16 protein-coding genes are annotated in these 25,601 nt (G+C 45.2%); all 16 read right to left on the bottom strand.

What is annotated here, in order from left to right; genetic code table 11:
• Complete coding sequence (locus SIO70_RS10350) at positions 1-642, bottom strand: hypothetical protein (protein ID WP_320580792.1); 642 nt, start codon at positions 640-642, stop codon at positions 1-3.
• Between the two features lie 18 nt (positions 643-660).
• Positions 661-2,142 carry a RagB/SusD family nutrient uptake outer membrane protein gene (locus tag SIO70_RS10345; RefSeq protein WP_320580791.1) on the bottom strand — a complete coding sequence of 494 codons (1,482 nt, stop codon included), beginning with the start codon at positions 2,140-2,142 and terminating at the stop codon, positions 661-663.
• An 11-nt stretch (positions 2,143-2,153) separates the two neighbouring features.
• Positions 2,154-5,348 carry a SusC/RagA family TonB-linked outer membrane protein gene (locus tag SIO70_RS10340; protein WP_320580790.1) on the bottom strand — a complete coding sequence of 1,065 codons (3,195 nt, stop codon included), beginning with the start codon at positions 5,346-5,348 and terminating at the stop codon, positions 2,154-2,156.
• 195 nt (positions 5,349-5,543) lie between these two features.
• Complete coding sequence (locus SIO70_RS10335; protein WP_320580789.1) at positions 5,544-6,677, bottom strand: glycoside hydrolase family 172 protein; 1,134 nt, start codon at positions 6,675-6,677, stop codon at positions 5,544-5,546.
• A gap of 32 nt (positions 6,678-6,709) precedes the next feature.
• Positions 6,710-7,471 carry a hypothetical protein gene (locus SIO70_RS10330; RefSeq protein WP_320580788.1) on the bottom strand — a complete coding sequence of 254 codons (762 nt, stop codon included), beginning with the start codon at positions 7,469-7,471 and terminating at the stop codon, positions 6,710-6,712.
• An 8-nt stretch (positions 7,472-7,479) separates the two neighbouring features.
• A complete protein-coding gene (locus tag SIO70_RS10325) occupies positions 7,480-7,986 on the bottom strand; it encodes an O-acetyl-ADP-ribose deacetylase (protein WP_320580787.1) in 507 nt (168 codons plus the stop codon).
• A gap of 58 nt (positions 7,987-8,044) precedes the next feature.
• Positions 8,045-9,406: a BT_3987 domain-containing protein gene (locus SIO70_RS10320; RefSeq protein ID WP_320580786.1), complete on the bottom strand. Its 1,362-nt coding sequence runs from the start codon at positions 9,404-9,406 to the stop codon at positions 8,045-8,047.
• Between the two features lie 10 nt (positions 9,407-9,416).
• On the bottom strand, positions 9,417-11,141 hold the full coding sequence (locus tag SIO70_RS10315; RefSeq protein ID WP_320580785.1) for an alkaline phosphatase family protein: 1,725 nt from the start codon (positions 11,139-11,141) through the stop codon (positions 9,417-9,419).
• 9 nt (positions 11,142-11,150) lie between these two features.
• The gene (locus SIO70_RS10310; protein WP_320580784.1) at positions 11,151-12,725 is read right to left on the bottom strand and encodes a DUF5008 domain-containing protein; all 1,575 of its coding nucleotides are present in this window, start codon (positions 12,723-12,725) and stop codon (positions 11,151-11,153) included.
• Positions 12,726-12,743: 18 nt separating this feature from the next.
• Positions 12,744-13,445: a fasciclin domain-containing protein gene (locus tag SIO70_RS10305; protein ID WP_320580783.1), complete on the bottom strand. Its 702-nt coding sequence runs from the start codon at positions 13,443-13,445 to the stop codon at positions 12,744-12,746.
• A gap of 10 nt (positions 13,446-13,455) precedes the next feature.
• Positions 13,456-14,994: a RagB/SusD family nutrient uptake outer membrane protein gene (locus SIO70_RS10300; protein ID WP_320580782.1), complete on the bottom strand. Its 1,539-nt coding sequence runs from the start codon at positions 14,992-14,994 to the stop codon at positions 13,456-13,458.
• Positions 14,995-15,003: 9 nt separating this feature from the next.
• Positions 15,004-18,123, bottom strand: coding sequence for a SusC/RagA family TonB-linked outer membrane protein (locus SIO70_RS10295; protein ID WP_320580781.1), 3,120 nt, complete (start codon positions 18,121-18,123; stop codon positions 15,004-15,006).
• 12 nt (positions 18,124-18,135) lie between these two features.
• Positions 18,136-19,158: a DUF5007 domain-containing protein gene (locus SIO70_RS10290; RefSeq protein WP_320580780.1), complete on the bottom strand. Its 1,023-nt coding sequence runs from the start codon at positions 19,156-19,158 to the stop codon at positions 18,136-18,138.
• A 5-nt stretch (positions 19,159-19,163) separates the two neighbouring features.
• Positions 19,164-20,729: a carbohydrate-binding protein gene (locus SIO70_RS10285; RefSeq protein WP_320580779.1), complete on the bottom strand. Its 1,566-nt coding sequence runs from the start codon at positions 20,727-20,729 to the stop codon at positions 19,164-19,166.
• Positions 20,726-22,231 carry a RagB/SusD family nutrient uptake outer membrane protein gene (locus SIO70_RS10280; RefSeq protein WP_320580778.1) on the bottom strand — a complete coding sequence of 502 codons (1,506 nt, stop codon included), beginning with the start codon at positions 22,229-22,231 and terminating at the stop codon, positions 20,726-20,728. The genes SIO70_RS10285 and SIO70_RS10280 overlap by 4 nt, the downstream gene beginning before the upstream one ends.
• Positions 22,231-25,080 carry a SusC/RagA family TonB-linked outer membrane protein gene (locus SIO70_RS10275; RefSeq protein WP_320580777.1) on the bottom strand — a complete coding sequence of 950 codons (2,850 nt, stop codon included), beginning with the start codon at positions 25,078-25,080 and terminating at the stop codon, positions 22,231-22,233. The genes SIO70_RS10280 and SIO70_RS10275 overlap by 1 nt, the downstream gene beginning before the upstream one ends.
• Positions 25,081-25,601: the final 521 nt, after the last annotated feature.

Below are 25,601 nucleotides of genomic sequence, written 5' to 3'. Positions count from 1 at the left end.
TTACTGAATATTATTGATGGTTGCATTATTTACCAGTACATGCAGTGTAGTACCTGTCGATGTCTTGATGCCTGTTGTCTGGCAGCTGATAGCCAGATCTGTCGGATCATCTTCCGGCGCGTTGGTTGAGCCATCCAGTACACCATTTATTTTCACATATTGCAGGTAGTAATAAGAATAGGTGGCACTGCTATTAGTCAGATATACCGTATAGGTACCCAGCAGCTTCTTCACACCACAGGGAGCAATTTCGCCCGCCCAGTTTTGTTCCTGTTGCACATTGGCCGTCGTATTGTACAAACTGATACTGTCTGTAAACAGGTATTGGGTAATGATCTTAGCGGTGGTATTGTTATACAGGTCCTCCAGGCTGGCATAGCCTTCTTTGTTCATGAGCAGGTTGATGGAGTAATCAGTAAAGGCGAAGAATGTACCTGCTTTATTCACAGAATCCCTGAGACCAAAGTGATCGATGAGTAAAATAGTGGTATCGAAATAATGAGCAGAATGCTGTGCCAGATACTCGTATGTGGATAACCCGGTGTTTGCATTGTGTACACCGCCATCTGTAAGGTAGCTATCTTTCTTGCAGGCGCTGGCCAACAATATGCAGATACAACAGGTGATATATAATGATTTCATGTGTTGCTGTTTTTGTGGTTATTGAATTTTTCCCTGCCAGTAAGGTGTTTGTGTCAACTTATTGTTCAGCAGGAACAGGGATGGTTCCAGCGGCCAGTAATACTTACCCTGCGCAAATTCTGTGGCATTGATGTAAGAGAATTTGATATGTCCTGTATTTCTGGCTAACCTTACAAAGTCATAAAAGCGGGCCCCTTCCAGGAACAGTTCACGTCCCCGTTCAGCTACGATAGAGTCCTGCAATGCAGCACCAGTGATGCTACCATAGGCAGGTATACCTGCTCTTGTTCTGATCTCGTTCACCTGTGCGAGCGCCCCTGCTTCGTCAGGTGCGACTTTGGCCGCCAACGCTTCTGCTTTGAGGAGTTTAATATCTGCCAGGCGGAAGATGAGGAGATTATTTTTAGCGATGGAATAAGATGTGTTATTATTGACATATGCTACCTGTGCATATTTGATACAACTGTAGAAATCTGCGGAGCCACTCGAAACAATGGTAAAAGCCTGCTTATACCGGGTGTCACCTTCATCATAATACAATCCTGCTATTGTCGCATTGTTAAACTGCCATTGTGGTAGTGTGATCCCTTGCAAATAAGGTGCACAGACAGTGTAACCTGTAATACTGGATGATGTCAGCAAAGATTCTGAAGTACTGTTATTGGAGATTTCAAAGATACTTTCGTCTGACTGCCCTTTGTATAAATTCATGTAAGAAGCCGCAGACAATAAAGAATAAGTACCTGAAGCAATGAGGCTATCGCAGGCAGCATTACATTTATCATAATCACCTTTCCAGGCATAGAGATGTGCTAACAGTGCGAATACGGCACCTTTGTCTCCACGCACCACTCTATCTGTACTGGAAGCATCTTTCCAATCCAGGTATTGTCTGGCCAGATCCAGATCTGCTATACATTGTGTTAATACTTCGGCCTGTGGTGTTCTGGCCAATTGTGGCGCCGCAGAATTATCGGCATAGAAAGTCGTATCCAATGGTATATCGCCCCATACACGCGCCATATAAAAGTAGGTGAATGCCCTTGTGAAATAAGCTTCTCCCAGGTATTTGTTACGACTGCTACCTGTAAATGCAGACTCCGGCATTGTCCTGATAAAGTGCAGACAACGGTTGCTCTGGGCTATAGCAGAATAAAAATTAGTATACACCCGTAACTTCAGGCGTACATCGTATGTATTGGCTACAGGCACACTCACGCCCCAGTTCACTTTGGCAGCATTCATATAAGCACTGCCATCGCCGCCATATACAAAATCAGGCGTGAATTCATCTGTAGGCAGATCGCCATATACATAAAATTGTATAGAAGCATTAAAAGCTGTGCGCAATAAGGAATAGCAGGCAGCGACGGAGGCATTTGCATCGGCCTCTGACTTCCAGGTAGTTTGGTCCGTAGCTATACTCAGTGGATCCTTGTCCAGGAATTTATTACAGGCGCTACACAGGATCAGGGCGGTTAAGATATATGTAAGTTTCATGTATTGGCTGTTTAAAGTTCAACACGTACACCCAAGGTAAATTTGAGCGCTGATGGATAAGCGATATTAGATGAGCCGGTGGTCGGATCTACCAGCTCAGGATCTGGTATGGTGGCAGCTTTCTTGAAGGTCACCAGGTTTTCACCCATACCATATACACTCAATCCTCTGACTTTAATATGCTTAATGATTGATTGGGGTAAGGTATAACTCAGCGTAGCCTGCTTTATTTTCAGGAAACTACCATCTTCCACGAAGTAAGAACTGGCAATATTATACCGGTCGTTATTCACATTGGTTACTAGTGTAGGATATTTTGTCTGATCACCTTCATGCATCCAGAACTGATTCAATAGCGATGTTAATGCTGCCGGTCCGGCATTACTGCCCCAGGAATATTGATACAGTTTACTACCATTCAATGCATCGGAGAGATAACCATTGAAGATCTTTCTGCCAGTGAGGAAGGAACAGAAAATATTTAAACTAAGACCTTTGTATGTAAATGTATTCCCAAATCCACCGGTTATCTTCGGCATCGGATTTCCTGCTATGACCTTATCATCATAATCGATGTTGTAGTCCCCATTCATGTCGATATAGCGGGGATCGCCGCCATGCAGGGTCGTACCCATATAAGTGAGTTTCCTGCCCGTAATCGGATCGGTAGGCACACTGGCATCGTTGGCGAAGGAACCGTCTATCTTATATACTTTGTAATTGAACAAAGGTTCTCCCACTGTGAATGTTTGCTGGAACCAGGTTTCGCCGAACATGAAATCACGGTTGTTGTTAGGCAGCTTTGTTACATAGTTTTTATTGAAGGAAATATTAAAACTGGTACTCCACTGGAAGGCTGACCTGGGAGAAAGATTATTCGTGTTAATGCCTATTTCCAATCCTTCATTGCGCACATCCACAAAGTTGCCGGAATAGTACTGATAACCTGTAGTGGCCTGTGCCGGGATGTTGTAGAAATATTTATCTTTCGCATCCTTGCGGTACCAGTCCATGGTCAGATTGATCCTGTTATTTAAGAGCGTGATATCTATACCCAGATCAGGCTGAATATATTTTTCCCATCTTACGCTGGTACTGGCACTTACTCCATTGTTCAGGTAATTGCCGGTATTTCCATAAGGTGATATGACCGTAGTACCATTGTAGGTAGAAGGAATGCCGCCTACTGTAGTATAAGCTCCATAGTTGTACAATACACCGGTTGTACCACCTACGTAAGAAGCATTGGTAGATAGTGCCTGGTACTTGGCATAAAAGCTACCCGGATCATTTCCCGTAATACCCCAGCTGGCTCTGAATTTGAGAAAACTCACCACTTTTTTAACAGGCTCAAAGAATGGTTCATCCGATGCGATCCAGCCTGCTGATACAGATGGGAAAGTACCCCAGCGATACTGCGGACTATAAATAGAACTGGCATCACGACGAACCGTACCAGAAATGATGTAACGATTCTTATAATCATAAGACAAACGGCCGTAGTAAGACACAGTTGTCTTTTCCTGGTTCGTAGTCGACACATAGAGGCTGGTACCTGCCGGCACCGTCTGTAGGGTAGTAATACCTGTTACATTTATACCAGCAGCCGATGCATAGCTGTAATAATTTTTGAAATCATATGCGGAAGCCCCTGCTACTACATTGAAATGATGGTCCCTGACATGCAGATCGTAATCCAGGTAATTTTCAAATGACCACGAAGGATTATTACTGTAAATGGAATAAGCAGTATTCTGTAATCCATTCAGCGTAGCAGGTGAAAAATAATCCCATTTATCCATAAAGTTATTCGCAGCATATGTGCTATGCAGTACCAGGTTGCGCACAATCGTATCCGTCAGACCAATGGATCCATTGAAACTAAAGATCCGGTTATCATCATACGGATTAACCTGTCCTGTATACAATGCATATTGTTCATCTGTAAGGTGAGCAAAAGAGGTAGGCAGGTTCCACGAGCTAAATAGCTGGCCAGCCTGTCCGCCAGTGCCATGCTTACGGCGTTCAGAGCTCAGAAGGATGTTTGCAGTGATCCCTAAATTCTTCAGGGGATTGGTGGATATATTGAAAGAAGGGGCCATCCTGTCTATTGAAAAACCTTTGAGCATGCCCTGTTCATTATAATGGTTCAGGGACAGGCGATAATTGGAAGAGCCTAAATAGCCGGCTACTGAAACATCTTCGCTATTCACAATTGCATTATCACGGATCAGTAATCCCTGCCAGTCTACATCATTATTGAAAGCCACATTCAGGCTATCTGTCAATTGAACGGGAATTGTATTCTGTTGTGTGAGCAGATAACTCAGGTTATCATTGAGCAACTGCATTTTCAATCGTCTCTCTGCGGCGCCGGTCGTTACTTCTCTAAATGAAGGGCGGGTAGTCATGCCCACATAACCGCCTATATTCACCTGTGGCTTACCCATCTTAGCGCGTTTCGTTTTCACGATAATAACGCCATTTCCCCCACGGGCGCCATAGATAGCAGAAGCAGAAGCATCTTTCAAAACGTCGATAGATTCGATGTCGTTGGGATTGATCATGCTCAGTGGGTTGGTACCTGAGTAAGAACTACCAATGGTGTTGACATCGAAGATCACACCATCTATTACATACAGCGGTCCGGTGTTGCCCCCATTCGCATTGCCGTAATCCACATTAGTGGCGCCACGTATCACGATGGCAGGTCGTTGCCCTATCTCACCTGTACTTGATAAGACGCTTACACCCGCTAGTCTGCCCTGCAGCATCTGGTCAAAACTGGCTTCAGGAATATCCTGAATTTCCTTCCCGGAAATGGAGGATACGGCAGCCGTAACGTTTCGTCTTTTCACGCTCTGGTAGCCGATGATTACCACATCATTCATTGACTGGCTTTCGCGTTTCAGTACAATGCTGAGGTCACCTTTTCCTACTTTTACTTCTTCTTTTTTGTACCCTACAAATGTAACCAGCAGGGTATTTGAATTACCTTTCAGGGTGAGCTGAAAGTGGCCATCAACATTTGTTTGCGCACCGTTTGCCGGCAGGCCTTTTTCCTGTACACTGGCTCCAATCAGTGGTGTGCCGGTATCATCTTTTATTACCCCCTTTACTAAGACAGGGTTTTGTGCATTGGACAACAGGCATAAATAGCCTAGCAGCCACAATAGTAGTGGCGCAGATTTAATGAGTCCCCTCATGGCGATTAAATTTTGGTCTTTGATAAATGGCAGTACTTCTCCTGTCCGTCAGTTACACGGAAAACACATTTATTATTTCATATGATTTTTATTGGGTTGCTTGCTACATTGTCGTCAGGAAATAAAAATATTATAAAGAGGATTATAAGGATTCAATGATAATGACTGATGATAGCCATATTTTACCCGTGCCGCTCAATTCACTTCCAGTGCATCTTTTGATGGCAATGTGGGGAAGGGTTGATGAGGCTCTGTCTGATACCAGTATACAACCGAAGATATATCAGACTGCTGTTTTAAATACCGGCCACCACTCCGCCAACCCAGATCCTGTATTGTGACACGCAGATCTTTATCAAATCTGACAGGATCTGCTATATGCCAGCGATACATCCCAAATCGCTGACGGGTATGATAATCACCGTCCGGACGGATCACCTGGTGCAGGCCACTATAAGGTGTGCAGAAAGGTACGTATTTACCATTCCTGTCAAAGTTGTAAGAACCACAGAAATAATCTTCTGTACCTGTGCCACAGATAGTCGGGAATTGTTTGTCGCCATCCATGAAAAACTTGATTTCACCTTCTCCCCACCAACCATTGTTATTCACACCAATCGCGAAGAAAGTACCTACATATTGCCCCTTACCCTGTATATTATCTACCAGTACATAATCTCCGGTAGTATCAGGATTTGCACGGCGAAATTGTGCATGGAAATACCCTTCATCTGATGGAACATCTCTCAGTTCATAATCTACCTGATAATACAGTGTCATTTGCTCTGTATTGATATTTTCCATGGTGATGCGGCATTTCTTTCTGAACGGCATCTGCCAGTAACTATTGAAAGCACTGCCAGGATTTACACAGATGGGCAATGAAGTTAATGGTGCATACTCATTCCAGGCCATACCAAAGAAATCGCCTACCGGGCATTCAACGGAAGGCGATTTTTCATCGTCCCAGTAAATGCGCAGAATACTGTAGCGCCATACACCCGTTGGTGTCATCCAGATATGTTGTATAGCACCGGAACCACTGATTTCTGCCAGTGTAAATGTCTGACCGGGTTTGATGATGATGAAGGGATTTACTTTCCAGCCCTGACCCAGATCGCGGGCAGCATCAGATGCATTGGCTGTGTTAGGGGGTGCATTTTTGGAGGGCGATGCCATACCTCCTTTACCTTTCTCGCCTGTCAGGTTTTCAGGACTGATACTACGTGTTTTGGCATTGGAAAGGCGGTATAGATTGTCAAGACCTTGTGAAGAGACCTGTAGGCTAAAAACTACTACTAAGAGCAATAATAACGGGAACTTTCTCATACATAAATATTTGTATGAGAAAGTTACTGTTTTTATTGACGGATGTCAAGCTGTGCGATTTGTATACGTAAGCTGTCTAATTCGTCTTCTTCCTCATCTTCTTCCAGGCGGCCACCTTGTAAAAAGGTCAGCTTCGTACTACCGGCCTCTCCTTTTGGATAGAAGGACAACTGGCCATAGCTTGATACAAGATAAGCAGTGGTGTTATTCTCCGCCAGTGGTACAAGAATACCATACACAAGATTGGTGAACATACCGGAAGCCCATTCGTTGGTACCGGAGAGTATCACATATTGCTGACCATTGATGGTGCAGGTCTCCATTGGTGATCCACCCCAGCTGAAATATCCGCAATCATTTACAGTGCTGCCACTTTCGTCGATGATGCGGGTGATCTGCTTTTTATTGACCATAATGGTGCTGCTACCACCTTCAAACTCTTCTTTGAATTCGAACTTGTAGGTAATATCATACCCCGGAATGTGGAAAACTGAAACACGGGTGGTCGTACTATCACCGGTGATGTCTTCATCTTTGTGTGTGAAAGGAATGCCGGGTGTATTGTAAGGATACTTAGCCCTGATAAAGGCATCCGTTTGTTTGGTAGCGATCACTGTATCGAACAGTACCTTTACCCCTTCCTGTACTTTTTCCCCTTCGAATACGGCTGGCGAAGTCGCTGAGCCGGATGTAGTTGTGCTGGTTGCTGTGGCTGTGTCTTCTCGTTGTGATGTCTTGTTTTCCTGATGACATCCTGCTATTGCAAGGGCCATTAGGATGCTGATTCTTCTCATAGATTTTATTATAATAGGGATTTATACAGGTCGTAATTTTCCCGGTCGAAACATACAAAGATTACCTTTTCGATTGTACTATTTTTTGCGGAAAATTCTCTTACTGTAGTGATAGCTATTTGTGCTGCTTTATCTTTTGGAAAGTGGTAAATACCTGTGCTGATATTAGGAAACGCGATGGTTTTCACATCGTGTGCCACAGCCTGTTCCAAACTATTGCGATAAGCATTGGCCAGTAATTCTTCTTCTTTCGGTTTGCCATTCCATACAGGCCCTACTGTGTGGATAACATATTTGGCTGGCAGATTTCCGGCTGTGGTCGTCACCGCCTGTCCGGTAGCACATTTGCCCTGGCGGGCAATGATCTTCCGGCAGTCTTCGAGTATGGCAGTGCCGCCGGCGCGATGAATAGCGCCGTCTACACCTCCACCTCCCATAAGGGAAGTATTGGCGGCATTTACGATTGCATCTGCTTCAATTTTAGTGATATCTCCCTGAATGAGTTCGAGTTTCATTGGGTCAAAAATAGGACGAAAAAAGCTTCTGCCAAAGACAGAAGCTTTTTTTAATTTCTCAGGGCCGTTTTATCAGCCGCCATTCTGCCTGTTGCCAGAGAGAACTACCATTTGTCGCAGTTACATACAGGCGGTAGAACTTGTATGCATCCTGGTTGGAGAAGGAGTATTTCACCGTCAGGAACCGGGAGCCAAAGTTCTGATTTACCCGCTTATCTACTACCACCCAGTCTGTACCATTGTTGGAACCTTCTATCGTCCAGTCTTTAGGATCACGATCAGGAGCATCGTTCGCTGAAGTCATGGTGTAAGCACCAGTGGTCTGTGGTGTATCAAATTCCAGCATCGCCCATACAGTAGAGAAACTACCTAACAGGAACTTTGTATTGATATTATTATCGATCAATTTTGGAGAATTCTCATTGGCATTGCCATTATCGTACTGTGTTGTGTATTTGATATTTTGATTGGTAATATCAGTTTCTATCAGTTTGGAAGGATCCAGTTCTAACACAATGACACTTTTGGAAGAGTCCAGCAGGTGACGGGTAGGATCACTGAGTTGAATCGCCAATACAGGTTTGTTGTTAACATTATTGGTGATGGAAGCTGTCTTCACTGTGAGATTGAATTTTGCCACATTGGTATTGGCTGGAAAATTCACCGTGGCTGGCAATGTATAATCTGTTCCTGATGCCAACAGCACAGATCCAGGCAACGTACCATTATCAATAAGCGCCTGTGCCGTATCGGGTGCAGCAGAGAGGTTGATGGAGAATGCGCCACCAGCTGTACCACCCAGCGTAACACTAACTGGCAATGTCACTTCTGTATTACCCAGTGTATGATCTGTACCATCTGGTTCTAATAATACTGATCCTGCTTTGGTGAAATAAAGATAGTGGATCTCCGATGCAGCAATCACCTTATCCGTATGAATGAGAATGATCGCCATTTGCCCTGATGCATCCAGCGTATTCCCCTTGGTAGCGTCAGACAAACGAACTGCCAGTGCCAGATCATGACCATAATACCGTTCTATCGCCTGCATACTTACCTTTACCGGAACACTGAATGTATCCAGTCCAAAGCGGATTTCAGCAGAACGTGGCAGTGTGTAATAAGATTCATCCAGTAATACAGCATCACCCAGTTGCTGGTGATTAATCAGGGTATTGACAGTATCGTTATCCACACCAATATTCACCGTAAAGATCTTTGGTGCGGCAGCAGAAAATACGAGCTTAACCGGAATGGTAATATCATCTGTCGCCTTGGTATAGTTATCCGATCCCGGTATATTCACAATCCCATTCTCACTGCTGATAGCGACATTGACAGGGCTTAACTGCTCATCCTTAAACCGGTCATTTTTTTTACAGGCAAACAAAATTAACAGTAGAAATATATAATGGCGCATAGCAGCAGGTTTATTTGTTAATATCTACATAAGAAGTGACCCATACTTTTCCATCCAGGTCCCATTTGGTATCAGCAGCTATCTGCAACCAGTTCAGTATCTGACGTACAGGATCTACCGGCTGGGGCACCAGCTGGGCAAGGTTATTGGCACTACTTGGGCACATCAGGTCACTGAAGTCATCCCACTGATAACTACCTTTGATCTGGAAGTCATGCGCCCATTCACTCTGATCCCTGAACACATTGCCATACCCATCTTTGCATGACCAGTAACCCACAAGGTAATCGTGGTAAGGATGTGAGGAAGGCAATTCTGCCGCACATACATATTCACTGATGATATTGTCAGGAATCGCCGCTTTCCAGAACTTCACCTCTGTGATATAAGCGTCCAGCCAGCGGTTATTCACAATATTGCCAGGCATATAGCCTAATGTAAGCGGTGCATCTGTATCGAAATTGCCATAGCTGGTAATGTCTGCTTCTGTGCTGAAGTTACCATCTGTTAGCAGGCGGAGGTACCGCTTATTATCCCTGTTTACAAACACAGCGGCAATGTCATGCCATTTACCATCACTGATATTGCTGGCTGTCGCCATATTAAATCCTGCACCGTTTTGACCAAAGTGTACACCCCAGGCATTTACTTCCAGCGAAATGTTCCACCCGGTATTGTTCCACCAGTCCAGCGACATATTGTTACCTATGACGGAAGGATAGGTGTAAGAATAATCACCTGCGGACGTCTTGTTCTTTTTGATTTTTAATTCTATCGTCGCTTCTGCATCTTTGCCTAAGTTATAATCTTCCTTTCCGCTGTCAACAATGGCATATACTGCACTGGCTGCAGTATTTCCATACAGACGCACCGCCTTGCCGGTATAACGGTTACCGGTATATGGGCGGTCTAAAAAACTTGGCGCATAGCGGGGAGAGTAATAGATCGTGAAGGTATTCACCTTTGTATTGCTCAGGATGGTACCATCATCATTTGAAGGATCGATGGTGTAATTCCCGCCATTACCGGCAGTAATGATCACTAGCCAGTCTTCGGAAGCATACGTCTTACGCTGCCTGAGAACCGTGATGATCTTTCCGATATTTTCATCTGCCTGTAAGATAGCCGCTTTATATTCGGGTACACTCACATCATATCCATACTGGCGTCCGGCCAGCTCCACCTGCGAGAACTGACCAAATATCATACTGGCAGTATCGATCGTTAACTCCTGCAGGATAGCCTGGGTAGCAGCTGCATCATCATCCGCAAAGGTTTGATTGACGTCAGTATCTGTGATTAAATATTGACCAAGACTATCTGAGGAGCTGTATGCTGCAATACGGAACTTAGGCTCCCTATCTTTGATATATTTGAAAAATACAGGGTATGCCTGCAGGTGGTTGTTGCTGAAATCCTCTTTTATCACACCATGCTTTTCTTTGTGTACCCCGGTGAGCAGATCTGCCCAACCGGTACTGCGCAAGGCAATGGTATCACTGATGCTGTTCCAGGAGTAGATGGCGTGCTCTGACAATGCCAGCAGGTTGGGGGCACCGGCATCTCTCACAGATTCTCCCCGCGCACCGTCGATGGTGAGGAACAATATTTTGGGGGTGCGTGCTATAACCCCGGTACTGTCATTATAATCTTTCTTATCCAGCATACGGTCGTAGCCTTTATTGCAGGCGATGAAGCCGACCAGTAGCAGGAGGAGGTATATTCTGTGCTGCATAATTGATCTTTACTTAAAGAGTAACCTTACTACATTGGTGATCTGTACCCTGTTGAACGTACTGAAAAGCCCTGTGATGAGGGTCTGCGTCTGACCGGAAGAATTGGTAGTTTCAAATACTCTGGTCAGACTGCCACTAAAATCAGCCGTATTGTTATAGCCTGCCGCAAGCGAGCCATCAGGGTTTAATACCATGAATCCACTACGATGAACATTGCCATACTTATTGAAATAACCACTCACTACAATCAATCCATTGTTCAGTTGCTGCGCCTGCCTGTAACTCACATCAGTTCCCATAGGCAACGGCGTCAGTTGCGGATCGACCGTACCATCTGTTTTCAGCATGACCAATCCATGATGATCAACTCCGTCAAATTTGCGGAACGCACCCGCCAGTACAAATCGTTGGGTAGTGGCATTGTAGCGGATACTGGCGATGGTATTGTCTGCACCGGCACCACCAAATCCCTGATCAAGACTGCCATCGGTATTGATACGGGCAATGTAGGGAGCATCCATACCATTGTAACGGGTAAAGCGCCCTACAATAATCAGTTTACCATCGTCCTGCATGAATGCATCGGCAATAGGTCCGTTTGGACCATTATTACTTTTGTGCAGGGCTGTATTGTAGTTGAAGGAAGAGTCAAGCGACCCATCCGGGAAAAAGCGTATCAGGTTCCTGACAGGAACACTGTCTACCACCAGCGAATCCCGCTCATGCAAATAGTCGGATATTCCATACACGTATTGCTCATAATAACTGAATGATCCAATTGCAGTGATCTTATTTTCATGTACAAACACCCTGGAGATATTGCCATCTGTTCCACCATTGAATGCAGGCACTGTATCTTTCCCTTCAAATGTATTTACGACTGTAGAATCTATTGAACCATTCGCATTCAATACCGTAATGTTGTGCATTTCTGCCAGGTGTATATCGTACGATGCAAAGCTGCCACCCACTACCAGCTTGCCACTGGGCAGTGCTGCGATCGTGCTGAGTGAACCATCGGACCCTCTGCCTGATTGCAGCGAGCGATCTATTTCACCATCTTTGGAGATAAGTACTATACGACCTATAGGTTTTACCACACCTTTGTGTTCATAATCCAGGAAGTCGCCAATAAGGAGTATGCGGCCGTCTGAAAAACGGTATAGATCATTCACCCAGCTGCTGCTACCTACTACCCCTTTCCACGTATTATCAATATCAAGGTTGCCCTTTACTTTGAATACCGGTCCGATAAAGACCTGATCCCCAATCGATACACTGGTCACCCCTGTACTACCAGTAGCAGGCACTTTCACCTGGATGCCGGTAGTATCTACAGCGACTATTTCACCTGCTTCGCCATTGAAGTTGAAATGAATACTATCCTTGTGTGGCAGCAATCCTTTGCCTTTGAAAGTAATAACGGTGCCAACCGTTGCTTCTGAAGGAGCAGGTGCATCTGTACTGAGTGTCACTCCCAGTGGCGCACGTCCGCCCGCATAGGGATCCGGGTAGACTTTATCCTTTTTACTACAGGCACTAAGTGCTATGCTGACAGCCAGTATATAAGCGGGTATTTTCATATCGTGTGCTATTTTTTATCATCCACCGGTTTGCATTACTGATATCATATCGTACAGGAAAGCCTCGATATCAAAACCGAAATAATTGTGATCTTTATCCAGCGTATGTACCACTCCATTGTCTGTGAGAATATTGGAGGAAGAAACCATCGCTGTGTTCCAGTTATCATATGGGTAAGTCAGATCCGGTATGTAGGAAATGGTGAGCTGCCGGTAGCCTACGTACTTCACCCCATTATCATCTGTATAAATCGCACCTATATTCATCGTGGTATTGTTCCAGGATAAATAATCCTGACCGGGGTAAATAGATTTAAGACTGAAGTCAATCTGTGGATAATCCTTTAATTGATTTGCACCATGGAACATATATCGCTGCAGATATTTTTGCCACACGACCTGTGGTACATCTGAAAGCGTCTTGATCGTATCATATCCGTACATATAGAGGTTGTCGTTCATCAACTCTACGAGGTTCATTATACTACGGTCAGTGGGTGCAAAGAAGGTGAGTGTATCTTTTGTAAATACATCTTCCATACCTGACAGCCGCACTATCTGCGCCAGTGAATCAAAGAAAAAAGGAACAGCATCCAGGTATGCCAGGGCATTGCCATTGAAATGCGGATCCTGTGTACCGGAGTCACGGTAGTATTCATCCTTTTTACAGGCGAATAAACTCATCAATATCAGGGTAGAAAATAAAATCATTCGCAGCATAAGACATATTTTATCTTAACCAGTAATTATTTAATTGCATGTAAGGGTTGTTATCCAGCGAAGCTGTGGATACAGGCCAGGTCCATCCGCCATTGTCAACCTGGGATTGTGTCAGGGCGTAATAACACCAGTTTGTATTCGTCACTCTGCCTGTTCTTACCAGATCGAAGTAATAGTGTCCTTCCATCATCAGTTCCTTGGCCCTTTCTGTGAAGATGGCTTCCTTCAGGGCGGTACCGCCGGCTCCCTGATAGAGCGTAGTTTTCGCTCTATCCCTGATCAGGTTCATCATGCGAATCGCTTCTGCATCTTCCCCCATCTCTGCCAGCGCTTCTGCCCTGAGCAGGATCGCACCTGCATAGCGGAGTACAATGAGGTTGTTATCCACATTCACATCGTCATTTCCCTGCTCGTACACACTGTTGTATTTCAGGAACAGGAAGGTGCCGTCGTTGGCAAACATCTGGGAGTCAAACCACATTTCTATGCGGGCATCCGGAACACCTGTGGGATATAACCGACGCAGGTATTCGGCCCTGAAATAGCAAAAGCTGTATTGGTGATTGGCTGCCGGGCGCTTATATGGATAGTGCACCACCAGCTCTGAGAGGTCATTCCATTTCTCTGTTAAGGTTTCCCCATAGTTGCTGCTGATCACGATATCAAACAGGCTTTCTTTACTACGACCTTTGAAGATGGTGAAGGACTGATCTATGGGCAACAATTCATACGCCGCACTCTGGATCAGGTCATTTCCCAGATCGGCCGTGGATTTATAGTATTGTTGTGCATTGGCTTTATCAAACCCTGCATTCCACATATTCATTTCCATGATAAGACCAATGGCGGCACCCTTGCTGGCACGTGCACCACGGTTGGCAGGGTCTGTAAATGTCCATGGCAGGTTATCCATTACACCACTCAGGTCAGCAATGCAATTCTTCATTACGGTGACCATTTTTTCTCTGGGTAGCGGTGCTTCATGATACGCATCAGTATAGTATGCGACATCGCCCCACAGGCGTACCATGGTCCAGTAAGTGAGGCAACGCATAAAGCTGGCTTCTGCCTGGTATTCCAGTTTCTGTTCATTAGAGAGGTCCGGTATACTACGGCGACCTATTTCGTACTGAAGGATATTACAGGCTTGTATCACCTTGTAAAACGGTTTCCAGTCCGACAGGTTTGCCAGGTCAAATATGTTCCAGAAATCCTTGCCTGAAGGGGTATAGATTAATGGAATCAAATCATTTTTTGCGGCATATTCGACAAAGCTGCGATCATTGCCATCGTTCTTCTGTGGTGAATACCCCAGCATACCGCCCCTCACCTCTCCTGCTACTGCATACAAAGGACAGGAGCCGACTACATCTCTGAAGAGGCCATAGATATCCCACATATTATCTTCTACATCGCTGGCACTCTGAAAAAAAGCATTGCCAGACAGTTTGTCCAGTGCCTTTACATCCAGGAACTTCTTACAGCTTCCCTGTGTAATCAATAGTAAACAAGCGATGAGATATATCCTGCGATACATAATCGTTCTCATTTTAGTGTGTTAGAATTCTATATTCACCCCGAAATTGTAACTGCGTGGCACGGGATAACCACTGGACTGATCACGCCCCAGCGCGGATACGTTTTCCGGGTTCGGACCGCTATAGGGCGAAAACGTGATCAGGTTATTGCAGGAGAGATATGTCCTCACTGAATTCACGCCATAGCGGTTGGTAAACTTCCTGTTGAGTAAATAAGCCAGTGTGATGGTGTTTATTTTCCAGTAAGAGCCATCCTCCTCTATCAATGTCTGATCATACCTGTACGGCTTTATGGAAGAATAACGGGTATAATCGAATGGGTTCGGGTACTTTGCATTTGTATGATCCGGTTTCCAGTAATCCACATCGCTCACATCTACTACCGCCTTTGCACTGTAAGGATCGCCCAGGTACTGCATTCTTTCTGCAAATGCGTTGTTGAGAATTTTACGGATCAGTGTATAAGATGTGCTGAGGTTCAGTGACCAGCTCTTATAGTTCACATAAGATTGCAGACCACCAGTAATGAGCGGTTGTGAATTGCCCGCAGCTACATAGTCGTTATTATCCAGTATATAGTTATGATCTACGTCTTTAAAAATAGGATCCCCCGCTTTGAAGTACGTACCATCTGCTGTGCGGTAACGTTGTCCTGTAGCGGGATCTACCGGCACGTCATTATCTGTGGCATATACTCCCTCTGTTTTGAACAGGTAGTTTGTGAGACTATTTCTACCCACACGGAATAAGGTATGCTGACTGTTGGTATAATCGTATTCTATGAGTTGTCTGGCGCCATTGGGTAAATGGGTCAGGATGTCTTTATTGAGAGCTGCATTCACAGACACGGTCCATTGTACCTTGCTGGTACGCGGTAGAGGACGGAAGGTCAGGGTCAGCTCATAACCGTAGTCAATGAGTGAAGTTTCGTTCGTGGTGATCTGATCAAAGCCGGTGATGTTAGATAGGTTCTTTGTTCTTAACAGGTTCTTCACCGTTTTGTAATAAGCGTCAAAGATCACTTCTAACCGGCTCTCAAAGAACCCCGCTTCAAAACCAAAGTTGTATTGCGTGGTTGCCGTGGGTTGTAAGGTTGTATTCGGCAGGAGTGAATAGTTAATACCCAGTCGCTGATTGGCATTGTACGTACCACGGGGATCGAATGTACCATAGATAGAAAAGATATCGCCGGATGGTACAATGTTCTGTCCCCAGCTACCTCTCAGTGAACCGTAGGTGAGCCATTTCTTTTCACTGAGGAAACCTTCTTTGTTAAAGTTCCACCTCACACCCACTGCCGGATTTTTAGAATAAGGATCTTCAAAACCGCTGCTGGATGTACCATCCATACGGTAGCTTAGATCCATCACATACTTCTGCTTGTAGTTGTAAGAGAAAGTACCTGCAAAGCTGGCAATGTGCTGCTTGCTGTAGTTGTCCAGCAAACCTCCACCCAGTGACGCATAGCCGTCATACCCCAATGGCCCCTGGTACTGATCGTTGGGTGTTTTCTCCTGCTGTATCACCTGCGCCTGAAACCCTTTGCTGTAGATTTCATTGAAAGCAGAGATGAAGAAGTTGTGGTTATTTTTGATAGTGGTGAAGTAAGACAACGTATTCCTGTTGTACAAAGTAAACTTGCGGTCATCGTATGCATACACCTGTGAAAAGTCACCATGGGCAGCGGCTGGCGTGAACCTGTCTTCTGTATTACTGGCGTAATCATAGCTCACACTTGAACCCAGGCTCAGGCCTTTTAACAACTGGTAACTGGCATCTATACTTGCTCTCACATTGGCAGTCTTGTTATCATTCTTCGTATCTAATGATGACAATACGCCGGAAGTACTTTGATAAAATGAAGGACCAGGCAGCAAAGAAGAGGCAGATGCATTGGCAGCTACGCCACTTTGTGTAAGGCCATTACCATCACCTTTGTTCCTTTTACCAACCTGTGTGGTTAAGCTGGTGAATACCCTGAACTTTGGATTAGGCTGGTACAGCATATTCGTATTCACAGAGTACCGGTCAAAGCCCGTATTGCGGATCACACCATTCTCGTGGTAATATCCCAGATCCACCTTGTAGTTGAATTTAGGATCTCCGCCACTGATGTTGATATTGTGTGTCTGGTTGTAAGTAGCAGCATAAAAAACATCCTGCCAGTTAGTAGAATTGTTATAATAAGGATTGAGACTATCTGCCAGGAAGTGGGTAGTGGTGATGTTGTAGATATCATTGATATTGCCACTATTGTATATCTGCTGCAGGCGTAATTCCCGCTCTGCGGCGCCACCAATCGTCTTGCGCAACTGTGGCGGTGTATTCACAAAGAAATTACCTGTATAGCGCACTAATGGTATAGGCGAACTACCTCTGCGGGTAGTAAGCAGAATCACACCATATGCACCACGGGAGCCATACAGCGCTGTGGCCTGTGCATCTTTCAGGATCTCCATACTTTCAATATCTTCAGGAGGAATCAAAGACATGGGACTTACACCGGGACCTGCTGACTGGTACCCATATTCAAAGTTTGCATCTGCATCAATTGGCACCCCATCGATCACATACAAAGGAGAAGTAGGCGATAGAAAGGCATCATTCCCACTACCTGTCACTGTGATATTAGACAGGCCTCTGATCTGGATCATACCACGGCCACCTGGTGCACCGGTATTATTCTGGATATTCAAACCAGCTACACGGCCCTGTAACAATTGTTCTACATTCGAAACCGGTACATCCTGCAATTCCTTTCCACTCACGATCACAGCAGAACCGGTGGTGATCTCACGCGTCTTTTTCTGGTAACCGATGATCACCGTTTCATTCAGTTTATTCTCAGTAACCACCAGGCGGATCACCAGTTCTTTCTTATCCTTCAGGGTAATGCGATAATCGGAATAACCAATATAGCGGAACACCAGTGGGGAATTAGGCAACACACTGGCAGAGAAACGCCCATTGGCATCGGTGATACCTACTGCTTTGAGCGGTGCACCCGCCATGATACTTACCCCCACCAAAGGCTCATTGGTAACTGCATCCCTGACCTGCCCCGAAATGGGAACCTTGTCCTGCGCCTGTAGGAAAGCAACGGTCAGCAGACAAAAAAGCAACAGTATAGTTTGTTTCATAATTTTCTTTGTTTATTCGTCCCTGAACCGGGGGTTGTTCCTGAAATAGAAGATAATTTCCCAATCTCCTTCCTGATAGATATTGAAGGAAAGATCCATGCTGCCTGTCTCCCTTAAATTGCCAAAGCCCACTCTTGTAAAACTGAATTTCACATATGCCTGCGAACCGTCTCCATTGGTAAAACGGGTCTTGTACCGCATCAATGGAATGGGATAAGCTACCTGATAGGTCACACCTGTCGTGGTGCGCTGTATATCAAATCCGTGCATCAGGCTATCCCAGGGTGTGAGGTTGAATTGAGCCGGATCTATAGGCAGGGAATCCTTGTCCATAAACTTAAAGGTGACGCTGTGACCATTGCCTGCTTTGTGAAACAATACACGTACACTATCTGATTTCAGGTCCAGGTTATTATCATCGTTGGTGATGTTGCTGATGCCCGGGTGATTGTATTGCAATACGAATATGGAAGAATCATTCGTGTTGGGATAGGTAGCCTTTTGTAAACCAGTGACAGGGTCGTATTCATACGGTGAATATGGCTGTTCACTTAAGGGCATCAGGCTCATATCCTTATACACATTTTTACCACCGGAGTTCGTCGCTTCCACATCAAAGAGGTAACCTGAATCAGGTTGCGCCCGCAACCCGGTCGCTGACCACAATACAAAATCACCGGATTCAGGTCTGATTTCCCATACAGTATGTTTTTCTATTGTACGCTTGGCATTGATCTCATCCAGCGAGGTCTCATAGCCTGTATAGGCTTGCTTCCATACCAGCGCATCTACCGTCTGATCCAGGTCGGTAACTGCCTCCCCGGTTTTCTTTATGCGTACGTTCAGTATTTTAAACTGGATAGGCGTACTGGAATTGTCAGTATTGAAGATCTGGGAATACAACGTGGTCCTGCCCATTATAGGTGCAAATACGGTCTGATTGTACACAGCCCTGGCACTCAGATAATCCAGGTCATCTGGTGCCCATTTGCGGCAGGAAATGAATAATAACAATATTAATATCAGTCGTTTCATGTGCATTAGTTCAAGGGTCTGAAAGTGACGGACTTTACATCGTAACCACCGGTTTCTTCATAAAAACGCATCACGTGGACGCCTTTGGTGAGATAGATGGTAGCAGTGGCATTCTGCCGCTTGTGATAATCAGTAGTATTGGGTACAGCTACGGAACCAGTGACGTTCACCCCATCGAATTCTATATGGAATTTACCGCCGTCGTTAGGACTACCCATTAACGTAGATGCCACGTAGTAGCCGGTTTGCTTTACATCTACCGTATAGTTCATCCATTCCCCTGTATCTGTCCAGCCTACCTGGTAACCACCACCTTCATTTCTGGAATAGTCGATATCCACACTTTCATTGGGTCTGTATTTACCACCTGAGTTTTCGGTAGTCACATCGTGGTAACCTACGCCCTCGCCTCCCGGATCATAGTCTTCCAGCGTAATCACACCGGGTATGGGGAGAGGACGGCCTTCGGGTATGAGTTTTATAAATCGTAAGTCGTAGATTGCAAAGTCAAAATAGAGGCGCAACAGGTGCTTACCGGCTTTCAGCTGCACACCGCTGGCATATATATCAGTATAAGTGCTATAGCCACCGGTAGATTTTGTTGTCATGGCACTACCTGTTACTGTCACCCCATCAAGCAGCAGGTGCAGTTTCCCATTGTCGGCAGAAGTACCATAACGCAGCATCATTTGATAACTACCGGTTTCTGTCACGTCTACACTGTAATCCATCCATTCATCTGTTTCTGTCCAGCCTATTTTGAAACCGCCTTCAGCAGAAGCGATGTCGACGTTTTCTGCAGGGCGGTACTGGCCTCCTTGATTGTTAATAGAGAAATCGAGGTAAGCGACTTTGTTACCCCCACGATTAAATTGCTCTAAGCCAATGACACCAGGAATAAAGAAGGGATAGTCATTCCAGGAGGTAGAGGTAGTCGGGTTCATACGACCAATGAATTCGTCGAAGCCGAACTGGTGATCTTTTTCAAGTATGTTCACAAAACCATTGTTGGTCACAATGTCAATAGCCACCGTTGTTGCATTAGACCAGCGATCTGTATAGATCACACCTTTGGTATCGCTGTAGGTAATAATGCCGGGGCCACCGTTCACATGCCCTTCCGCATCTGTACGACTAAATTTCCCATGCATAGGATAACCATAACGGATGGCAGGCAGATCCAGCCCATCCTGTAGCTGCATTCTACCTGCTGAAACAGTATCCCTAGCTATGTAGCGGCAGACCAGTGTATCCAGTTGTTCCAGGGGTAGTGTACTGATGTACATAGGGCCACGTCCCTGAATGGTACGCAGGGTATTCATGTTTTCGATAGACTGCTTAAAGCTGGCATCAGATGGTGCGAATACCGTGTAGCTACCTGACTTGAGACTATCTGTTAATCCAACGCGGTCTACTGCCAGCAGGAATGAATCGTATTGCTGCTGACTATACAGAAAGTCGTAGGTATTACCATCATATTTCTTCAGCTCGTTAGTATAGTCATAATATCCTTTATCCTTTTTACAGGCAGCGAAGGCGAGCAGCAGAAAAAACAAGGTGTATTTACTCATTGCCAGTAAGGATTTTGTGTGATCAATGGGTTTTGTGTGATGACTTCATCCGCTACCGGCCAGTAAATACCACCATTGTTGATGAGAGTCATAAACGATGGATCGTTTTGTTTGATTTTGTTGTAACGAATCAGGTCAAACCAGCGCCACCCCTCTCCCATCAGTTCTTTGCGTCTTTCTCTGAAAATAGCGTCGATCAGGTCGCCTTCGGTGGAAGCATCGTAACGTTTTATTTTTCGCAGATCGCGAATAGTGTTCAACAGGTCAATTGCCTTTTGTTGCTGACCGATCACGGCCTGCGATTCTGCCTGTAGCAACGTGATATTTTCAAGACGGGTAATGATGATGGTGCTGGAAAATATCCTGAATGAAGGATCAGATGTATTGCCATCCTGTATCACCTTCACTTTATTGAAGATGGGTACCTGGGTATTGAAGCTGGTAAAGTAACGCTCAGAGGTAGGTATACCTGTCAGGGTATCCAGACTGAAACGCTCGTCCAGTGGTTTATCAAATACAGAGAGGATAGTATCCTTGGGTACATAGATATCAGGTAATGCTTTGTCTACAACAGGTTTGGCGAGGGTAAGTTCTTCCAGGTGACCGGAGAAAGTCGCATCCACATGGCCCCAATCAAAGTTGAAACCCAGGATGTGGTTGTCCTGTTTCCAGTGGAAGAAACCGGTGCCTCTTACCAGTTCGTCAGTGCCTACATAATAACTGCCGCCTTTGGAATAGTTGTCCAGTATAAACTGACCGTACACAGTGGCATCCACATATTTTCCCTGGTAGGCGGCTACGTGTGCGAGAATAGCGTAGGCCGTGAGTTTGCGGGCCAGCACACCTGCCCAGCGGGTGCTGGTTTCATTGTAGTATTGACCCAGCTGCTGCGGATCGTCTACGCTGTATTTATAAGGCAGATCGGGAGCGGCTTCCAGCAATTCTTTTTCTACAAAAGCCAGTACAGTTGCTTTGTCATCTCTTGCTTTATTCCCGAATTCCCCATCGTGGGAGGAGGTAATTAAAGGCACATCGCCCCAGACAGATACGAGGAAGAAATAGGTATACGCCCGCATAAAGCGCATCTGAGCAATATCCACTTTCATATTCTGATCGGAATACTTAGGGTCGCGTTCCTTTACTTCTCCTACGTGTTCCATGAAAATATTGGCGGCATTGATCACGGCATAAAACCGGCGCCAGTTAGACAATGTCTGCAATAACGGATAAGAAGCCCGGAGATTGCCTTTGACAATTGCTTTCAGGTCCTGACGCTGTACAGATTGAAAGTCGCCCATGCGTAGTTCTCCATACATCCACCAGGCATCGTTATCTGCCATGGCGGCGCGTAGTAAACCATACACACCAATAAGGGCCGTACGGGTATCTTCGTGTGAATTCCAGAAGTTTTCTTCCGAAACAGCATGCGTGGAATCTATATCCAGTAGTTTCTTACAACTGGTACTGCAGAACAGGAGCAACAGTATAAATAGTCGTTTCATTACAAATCCATTTTTATGCCGATGGTGTAGGTTTTAGAGAAAGGCAGCGAGTAGCCGGTATCAAAGCCGCTGTAGTCTACGAGTTCAGGATCACCACCTGTGTAAGGGGTAAGGGTAAACAGGTTGCTGGCAGTGGCGTATACCGCCAGGTTATGAACCGGGCTCTTTTTTTTCCACCACTTAGCGGTCGTAATATCGTAGGTGAGCGACAGCGTACGTAGTTTCAGGAAAGCGCCGTTTTCAAGAAAGAGGTCCTGGTCGGTGCGATAAGGATCTACTGTACTCCATGGATTATAACGTGGGTATTTATCATAGTCACCGGCTTTGGTCCAGAAGGTGATTTCCTTTACAGCACTCATGTCTATCTTCCCCTCTCTGTTTACGAAGTCAAAGTGGTTGGCCATTTCTGCGTTCATCACTTTTCTGAAAGCGGTGAAGTAAAAGTTGACACCCAGGGTAAGCCCTTTCCACCTGATATCGTTTGTGAAACCACCGGAAATGACCGGGAGTATATGTCCTTTCAGCACCTTGTCTTTATCGTCGATCACGCCGTCTTCATTCTGATCTTTCCATTTAGGATCACCTGCCTGCAGAGGAATGCCTTTATAGTTCAATGTCTTGCCCGTAGAGTGATTGATAGGAATATCGGTATCGCGGTTGTAGATCCCGTTATTTTCCAATACCCAGAACTGGTCGATGCTACTACCTACTTTCAGCATGCGGGTACCATCTGCTACTACGAGTTGCTGCAAGCCCCCTGGCAATGCCATGAGTGTATTGCGGTTGTAATTCAGGTTGATGCCTGGTTCCCAGCTGATGTGGTTTGTAGCGATGATGGCATTGGCGCTCAGGTCTACGCCCATATTGCGGACTTTCATCCCATTCTTAAACTGGTAGGCATAGCCATATTCAGCAGAGAAAGGCACTTCCAGCAGCATGTTGTGATCCGTTTTGTGATACACATCGACAGCGAGGTTGATCCTGTCATGTAATAAAGTTGTGTTCCAGCCAATGTCCAGTTGGTCGGTAAATGGCCATCGGATACCATAGCCGATATAACCTGAAGAATAGGCACGGCTGATGCCCGGAAACCCGTTGTATGAAAAGCGAACAGGGTTATTGCTAAATGAAAGGTCGGAGGTATACTGTGGCCCTTCACCAAAGCGGTCATCCGGCATCAACCGGCCTACCCTTCCCCAGCTGGCGTGAAGCCTGGATGTGGTACTCAGTTGCCATCCGGCGGTAAAGGTGGGTGAATAGAACCACCAGTTGTCCGGTTGCGCACTGGAAGAGCCATCGGCTCTCATCATGAGGGAAAAGTCAAAAAGGTTATCGTATTGATAAGCCATGCGGCCATAGAATGACAGCAGGCGATGTTTTTCTTTGTCCAGAAAAGTGAATATCAGTGCGTGGTTGAATGACTTGGGCGACAGGTAATTGTCTTTTGTATTATCAGAATACAGGAGGTTTACCCTGATCAGGTCATTGGGCCCTTTGTAGGCGTATGAGTAGTTATAGCGGTTGAAGTCTGCCTGAAAGTTTTCGCCTGCTTCGATTTTCACACCGTGTTTACCCCACTTGTGTTGAAACTGAATGGTGTTATTCACAAACACACGTTGATTATACCCGAAGTAGTTAGAGAGATAATTTACTGTTTCCAGCAGGGTGCTGGGGTAGAATACATCGCGCAGCCCTTCATTGTAATCAAATCCTGAGAGAGAGGTAAACTGCCAGTTGTCAGCGATTTTTAAATTTATGGAGAAGTAGCCATTCACTTCATTCGTCTTATTATCATCGAACGATTTGTCCCATTCTTTCAGGTATTGTGCGTAGAATGTTTTATTGGGAGGTAGCGGATTACTCAGGTCCGGCAGGTATTGCATTTCGGCAAAGCGGTCGCGGAGCCAGCGGTTGCGTTTTCTTTCCAGCCGGGTGGCGCTGAGCATAGCACTGACCGTAAAGTTTTTCAGCGGCACCATGTTGATCTTAAACATGGCATTGTAGCGGTCTGACTTTGTCGCATCGGCAGCATTGGCGGAACGCTGGTTGCCGGCTGCAAAGAGGAAATTCGCCCTGTCAGTGCCGCTGGAAAGGCTGGCATTGATGCCATAGACAGGTGTATTTTTGAAATAGAGATCTGTCCAGTTACCTGGCCCGTAATAGGCATTATTAGTCGAATCCCGGAGGTATAATGGATAGTTCTGGCCTTCTTCCTCAGTTGCATATTTATCGTAAAATACCTGCCTGAAATCGTTTTCAAATTTAGCATTGGTGGTATAGAGGTGTGGACGCTGTACCATCCCAAACCAGGTGTTGAAACTTATTTTTCTTTTACCGATTACAGGCTTTTTTGTATTTATCAGAATAACCCCGCCGTTCGCGGCTCTTGGGCCGTAAATGGCCGCCTGTCCAAAGTCTTTAAGCACTTCAATGCTCTCTATATTATTCGGATCAATGGCTGCAAATACATTGCTGGCCGGGCCTAAATGATTGTACTGAAACTCCTGTATATCGAAAGTAAAAGGATGATCAGCGATCAATGGAATACCATCTAAAAAGATGGTAGGCTGTGCTTCATAATTATTGCGTGCACTGATATAAGGAACCGCAGTACCGCGCAATACAATGCTGCTCATGGATGCCGGTTCGGCAGATGGTTCCTGGATATAAACACCGGCAGCATTGCCTTTGAGCAATTGTTGCAGGCTATTATAAGGGTAGAGAACTTCCCTTTCTATGCGCATACTATCGGCGCTGAGAGGCAGGGAATCCTTTCGGAATGACTGTGAGTGTACGTTATGGCCATACAATACCAGGCACGTGATGATGATCCGTACAGTTAGATGCATATGAGAATATGTTTAAAGAAGATGTAATCGATTACACCTGGCGCTAAATGTTATACGTGGAGTATAATAGGGTGAACAACACGAACCTGACCCGTGAATACAAAAACGTGGAAAAGATTGTAAAACGATTTAGCGTTTTTAGTTTAAATACATTTTTTTAAAGGTTATTTAGGTTTGCTGAAATGGACTTATGATTCGGCTACAGTTTAAATGTTTTAGATTAAGGTTGAAATACAAACGCTCATAGTACTTAACGGGAACACTGAATAACAGCTCAAATATAGTTAGCTGTATGATAAAAAATATACCATTTTTCTACCTGTTCAGACATTCCCAAAATCGTTTTTGGTGGCTACTAAAGGTTCATATCTATTTGATATTCAGTATCAAATTAGGTTTTACACCTATACAATTCAGACAATGCTATGTGAAAGAAGGCTGCATTATTATTGCCTTAGGAAAATCTAACTTATTTTGTCTCCGACATCAACCTTGATCACGTTAATGATGCTGTAGAGACG

Source organism: Chitinophaga sancti (assembly GCF_034087045.1).
Taxonomy (GTDB): Bacteria; Bacteroidota; Bacteroidia; order Chitinophagales; family Chitinophagaceae; genus Chitinophaga; species Chitinophaga sancti_B.
Note: the sequence above shows the minus strand (reverse complement) of the source record. Positions and strands in the feature narration are given on the sequence as shown.

Excerpts from the sequence above, each read along its gene's own strand:
- SIO70_RS10350 (WP_320580792.1), bottom strand. The coding sequence starts at position 642 with ATGAAATCATTATATATCACCTGTTGTATCTGCATATTGTTGGCCAGC.
- SIO70_RS10345 (WP_320580791.1), bottom strand. The coding sequence starts at position 2,142 with ATGAAACTTACATATATCTTAACCGCCCTGATCCTGTGTAGCGCCTGT.
- SIO70_RS10340 (WP_320580790.1), bottom strand. The coding sequence starts at position 5,348 with ATGAGGGGACTCATTAAATCTGCGCCACTACTATTGTGGCTGCTAGGC.
- SIO70_RS10335 (WP_320580789.1), bottom strand. The coding sequence starts at position 6,677 with ATGAGAAAGTTCCCGTTATTATTGCTCTTAGTAGTAGTTTTTAGCCTA.
- SIO70_RS10330 (WP_320580788.1), bottom strand. The coding sequence starts at position 7,471 with ATGAGAAGAATCAGCATCCTAATGGCCCTTGCAATAGCAGGATGTCAT.
- SIO70_RS10325 (WP_320580787.1), bottom strand. The coding sequence starts at position 7,986 with ATGAAACTCGAACTCATTCAGGGAGATATCACTAAAATTGAAGCAGAT.
- SIO70_RS10320 (WP_320580786.1), bottom strand. The coding sequence starts at position 9,406 with ATGCGCCATTATATATTTCTACTGTTAATTTTGTTTGCCTGTAAAAAA.
- SIO70_RS10315 (WP_320580785.1), bottom strand. The coding sequence starts at position 11,141 with ATGCAGCACAGAATATACCTCCTCCTGCTACTGGTCGGCTTCATCGCC.
- SIO70_RS10310 (WP_320580784.1), bottom strand. The coding sequence starts at position 12,725 with ATGAAAATACCCGCTTATATACTGGCTGTCAGCATAGCACTTAGTGCC.
- SIO70_RS10305 (WP_320580783.1), bottom strand. The coding sequence starts at position 13,445 with ATGCTGCGAATGATTTTATTTTCTACCCTGATATTGATGAGTTTATTC.
- SIO70_RS10300 (WP_320580782.1), bottom strand. The coding sequence starts at position 14,994 with ATGAGAACGATTATGTATCGCAGGATATATCTCATCGCTTGTTTACTA.
- SIO70_RS10295 (WP_320580781.1), bottom strand. The coding sequence starts at position 18,123 with ATGAAACAAACTATACTGTTGCTTTTTTGTCTGCTGACCGTTGCTTTC.
- SIO70_RS10290 (WP_320580780.1), bottom strand. The coding sequence starts at position 19,158 with ATGAAACGACTGATATTAATATTGTTATTATTCATTTCCTGCCGCAAA.
- SIO70_RS10285 (WP_320580779.1), bottom strand. The coding sequence starts at position 20,729 with ATGAGTAAATACACCTTGTTTTTTCTGCTGCTCGCCTTCGCTGCCTGT.
- SIO70_RS10280 (WP_320580778.1), bottom strand. The coding sequence starts at position 22,231 with ATGAAACGACTATTTATACTGTTGCTCCTGTTCTGCAGTACCAGTTGT.
- SIO70_RS10275 (WP_320580777.1), bottom strand. The coding sequence starts at position 25,080 with ATGCATCTAACTGTACGGATCATCATCACGTGCCTGGTATTGTATGGC.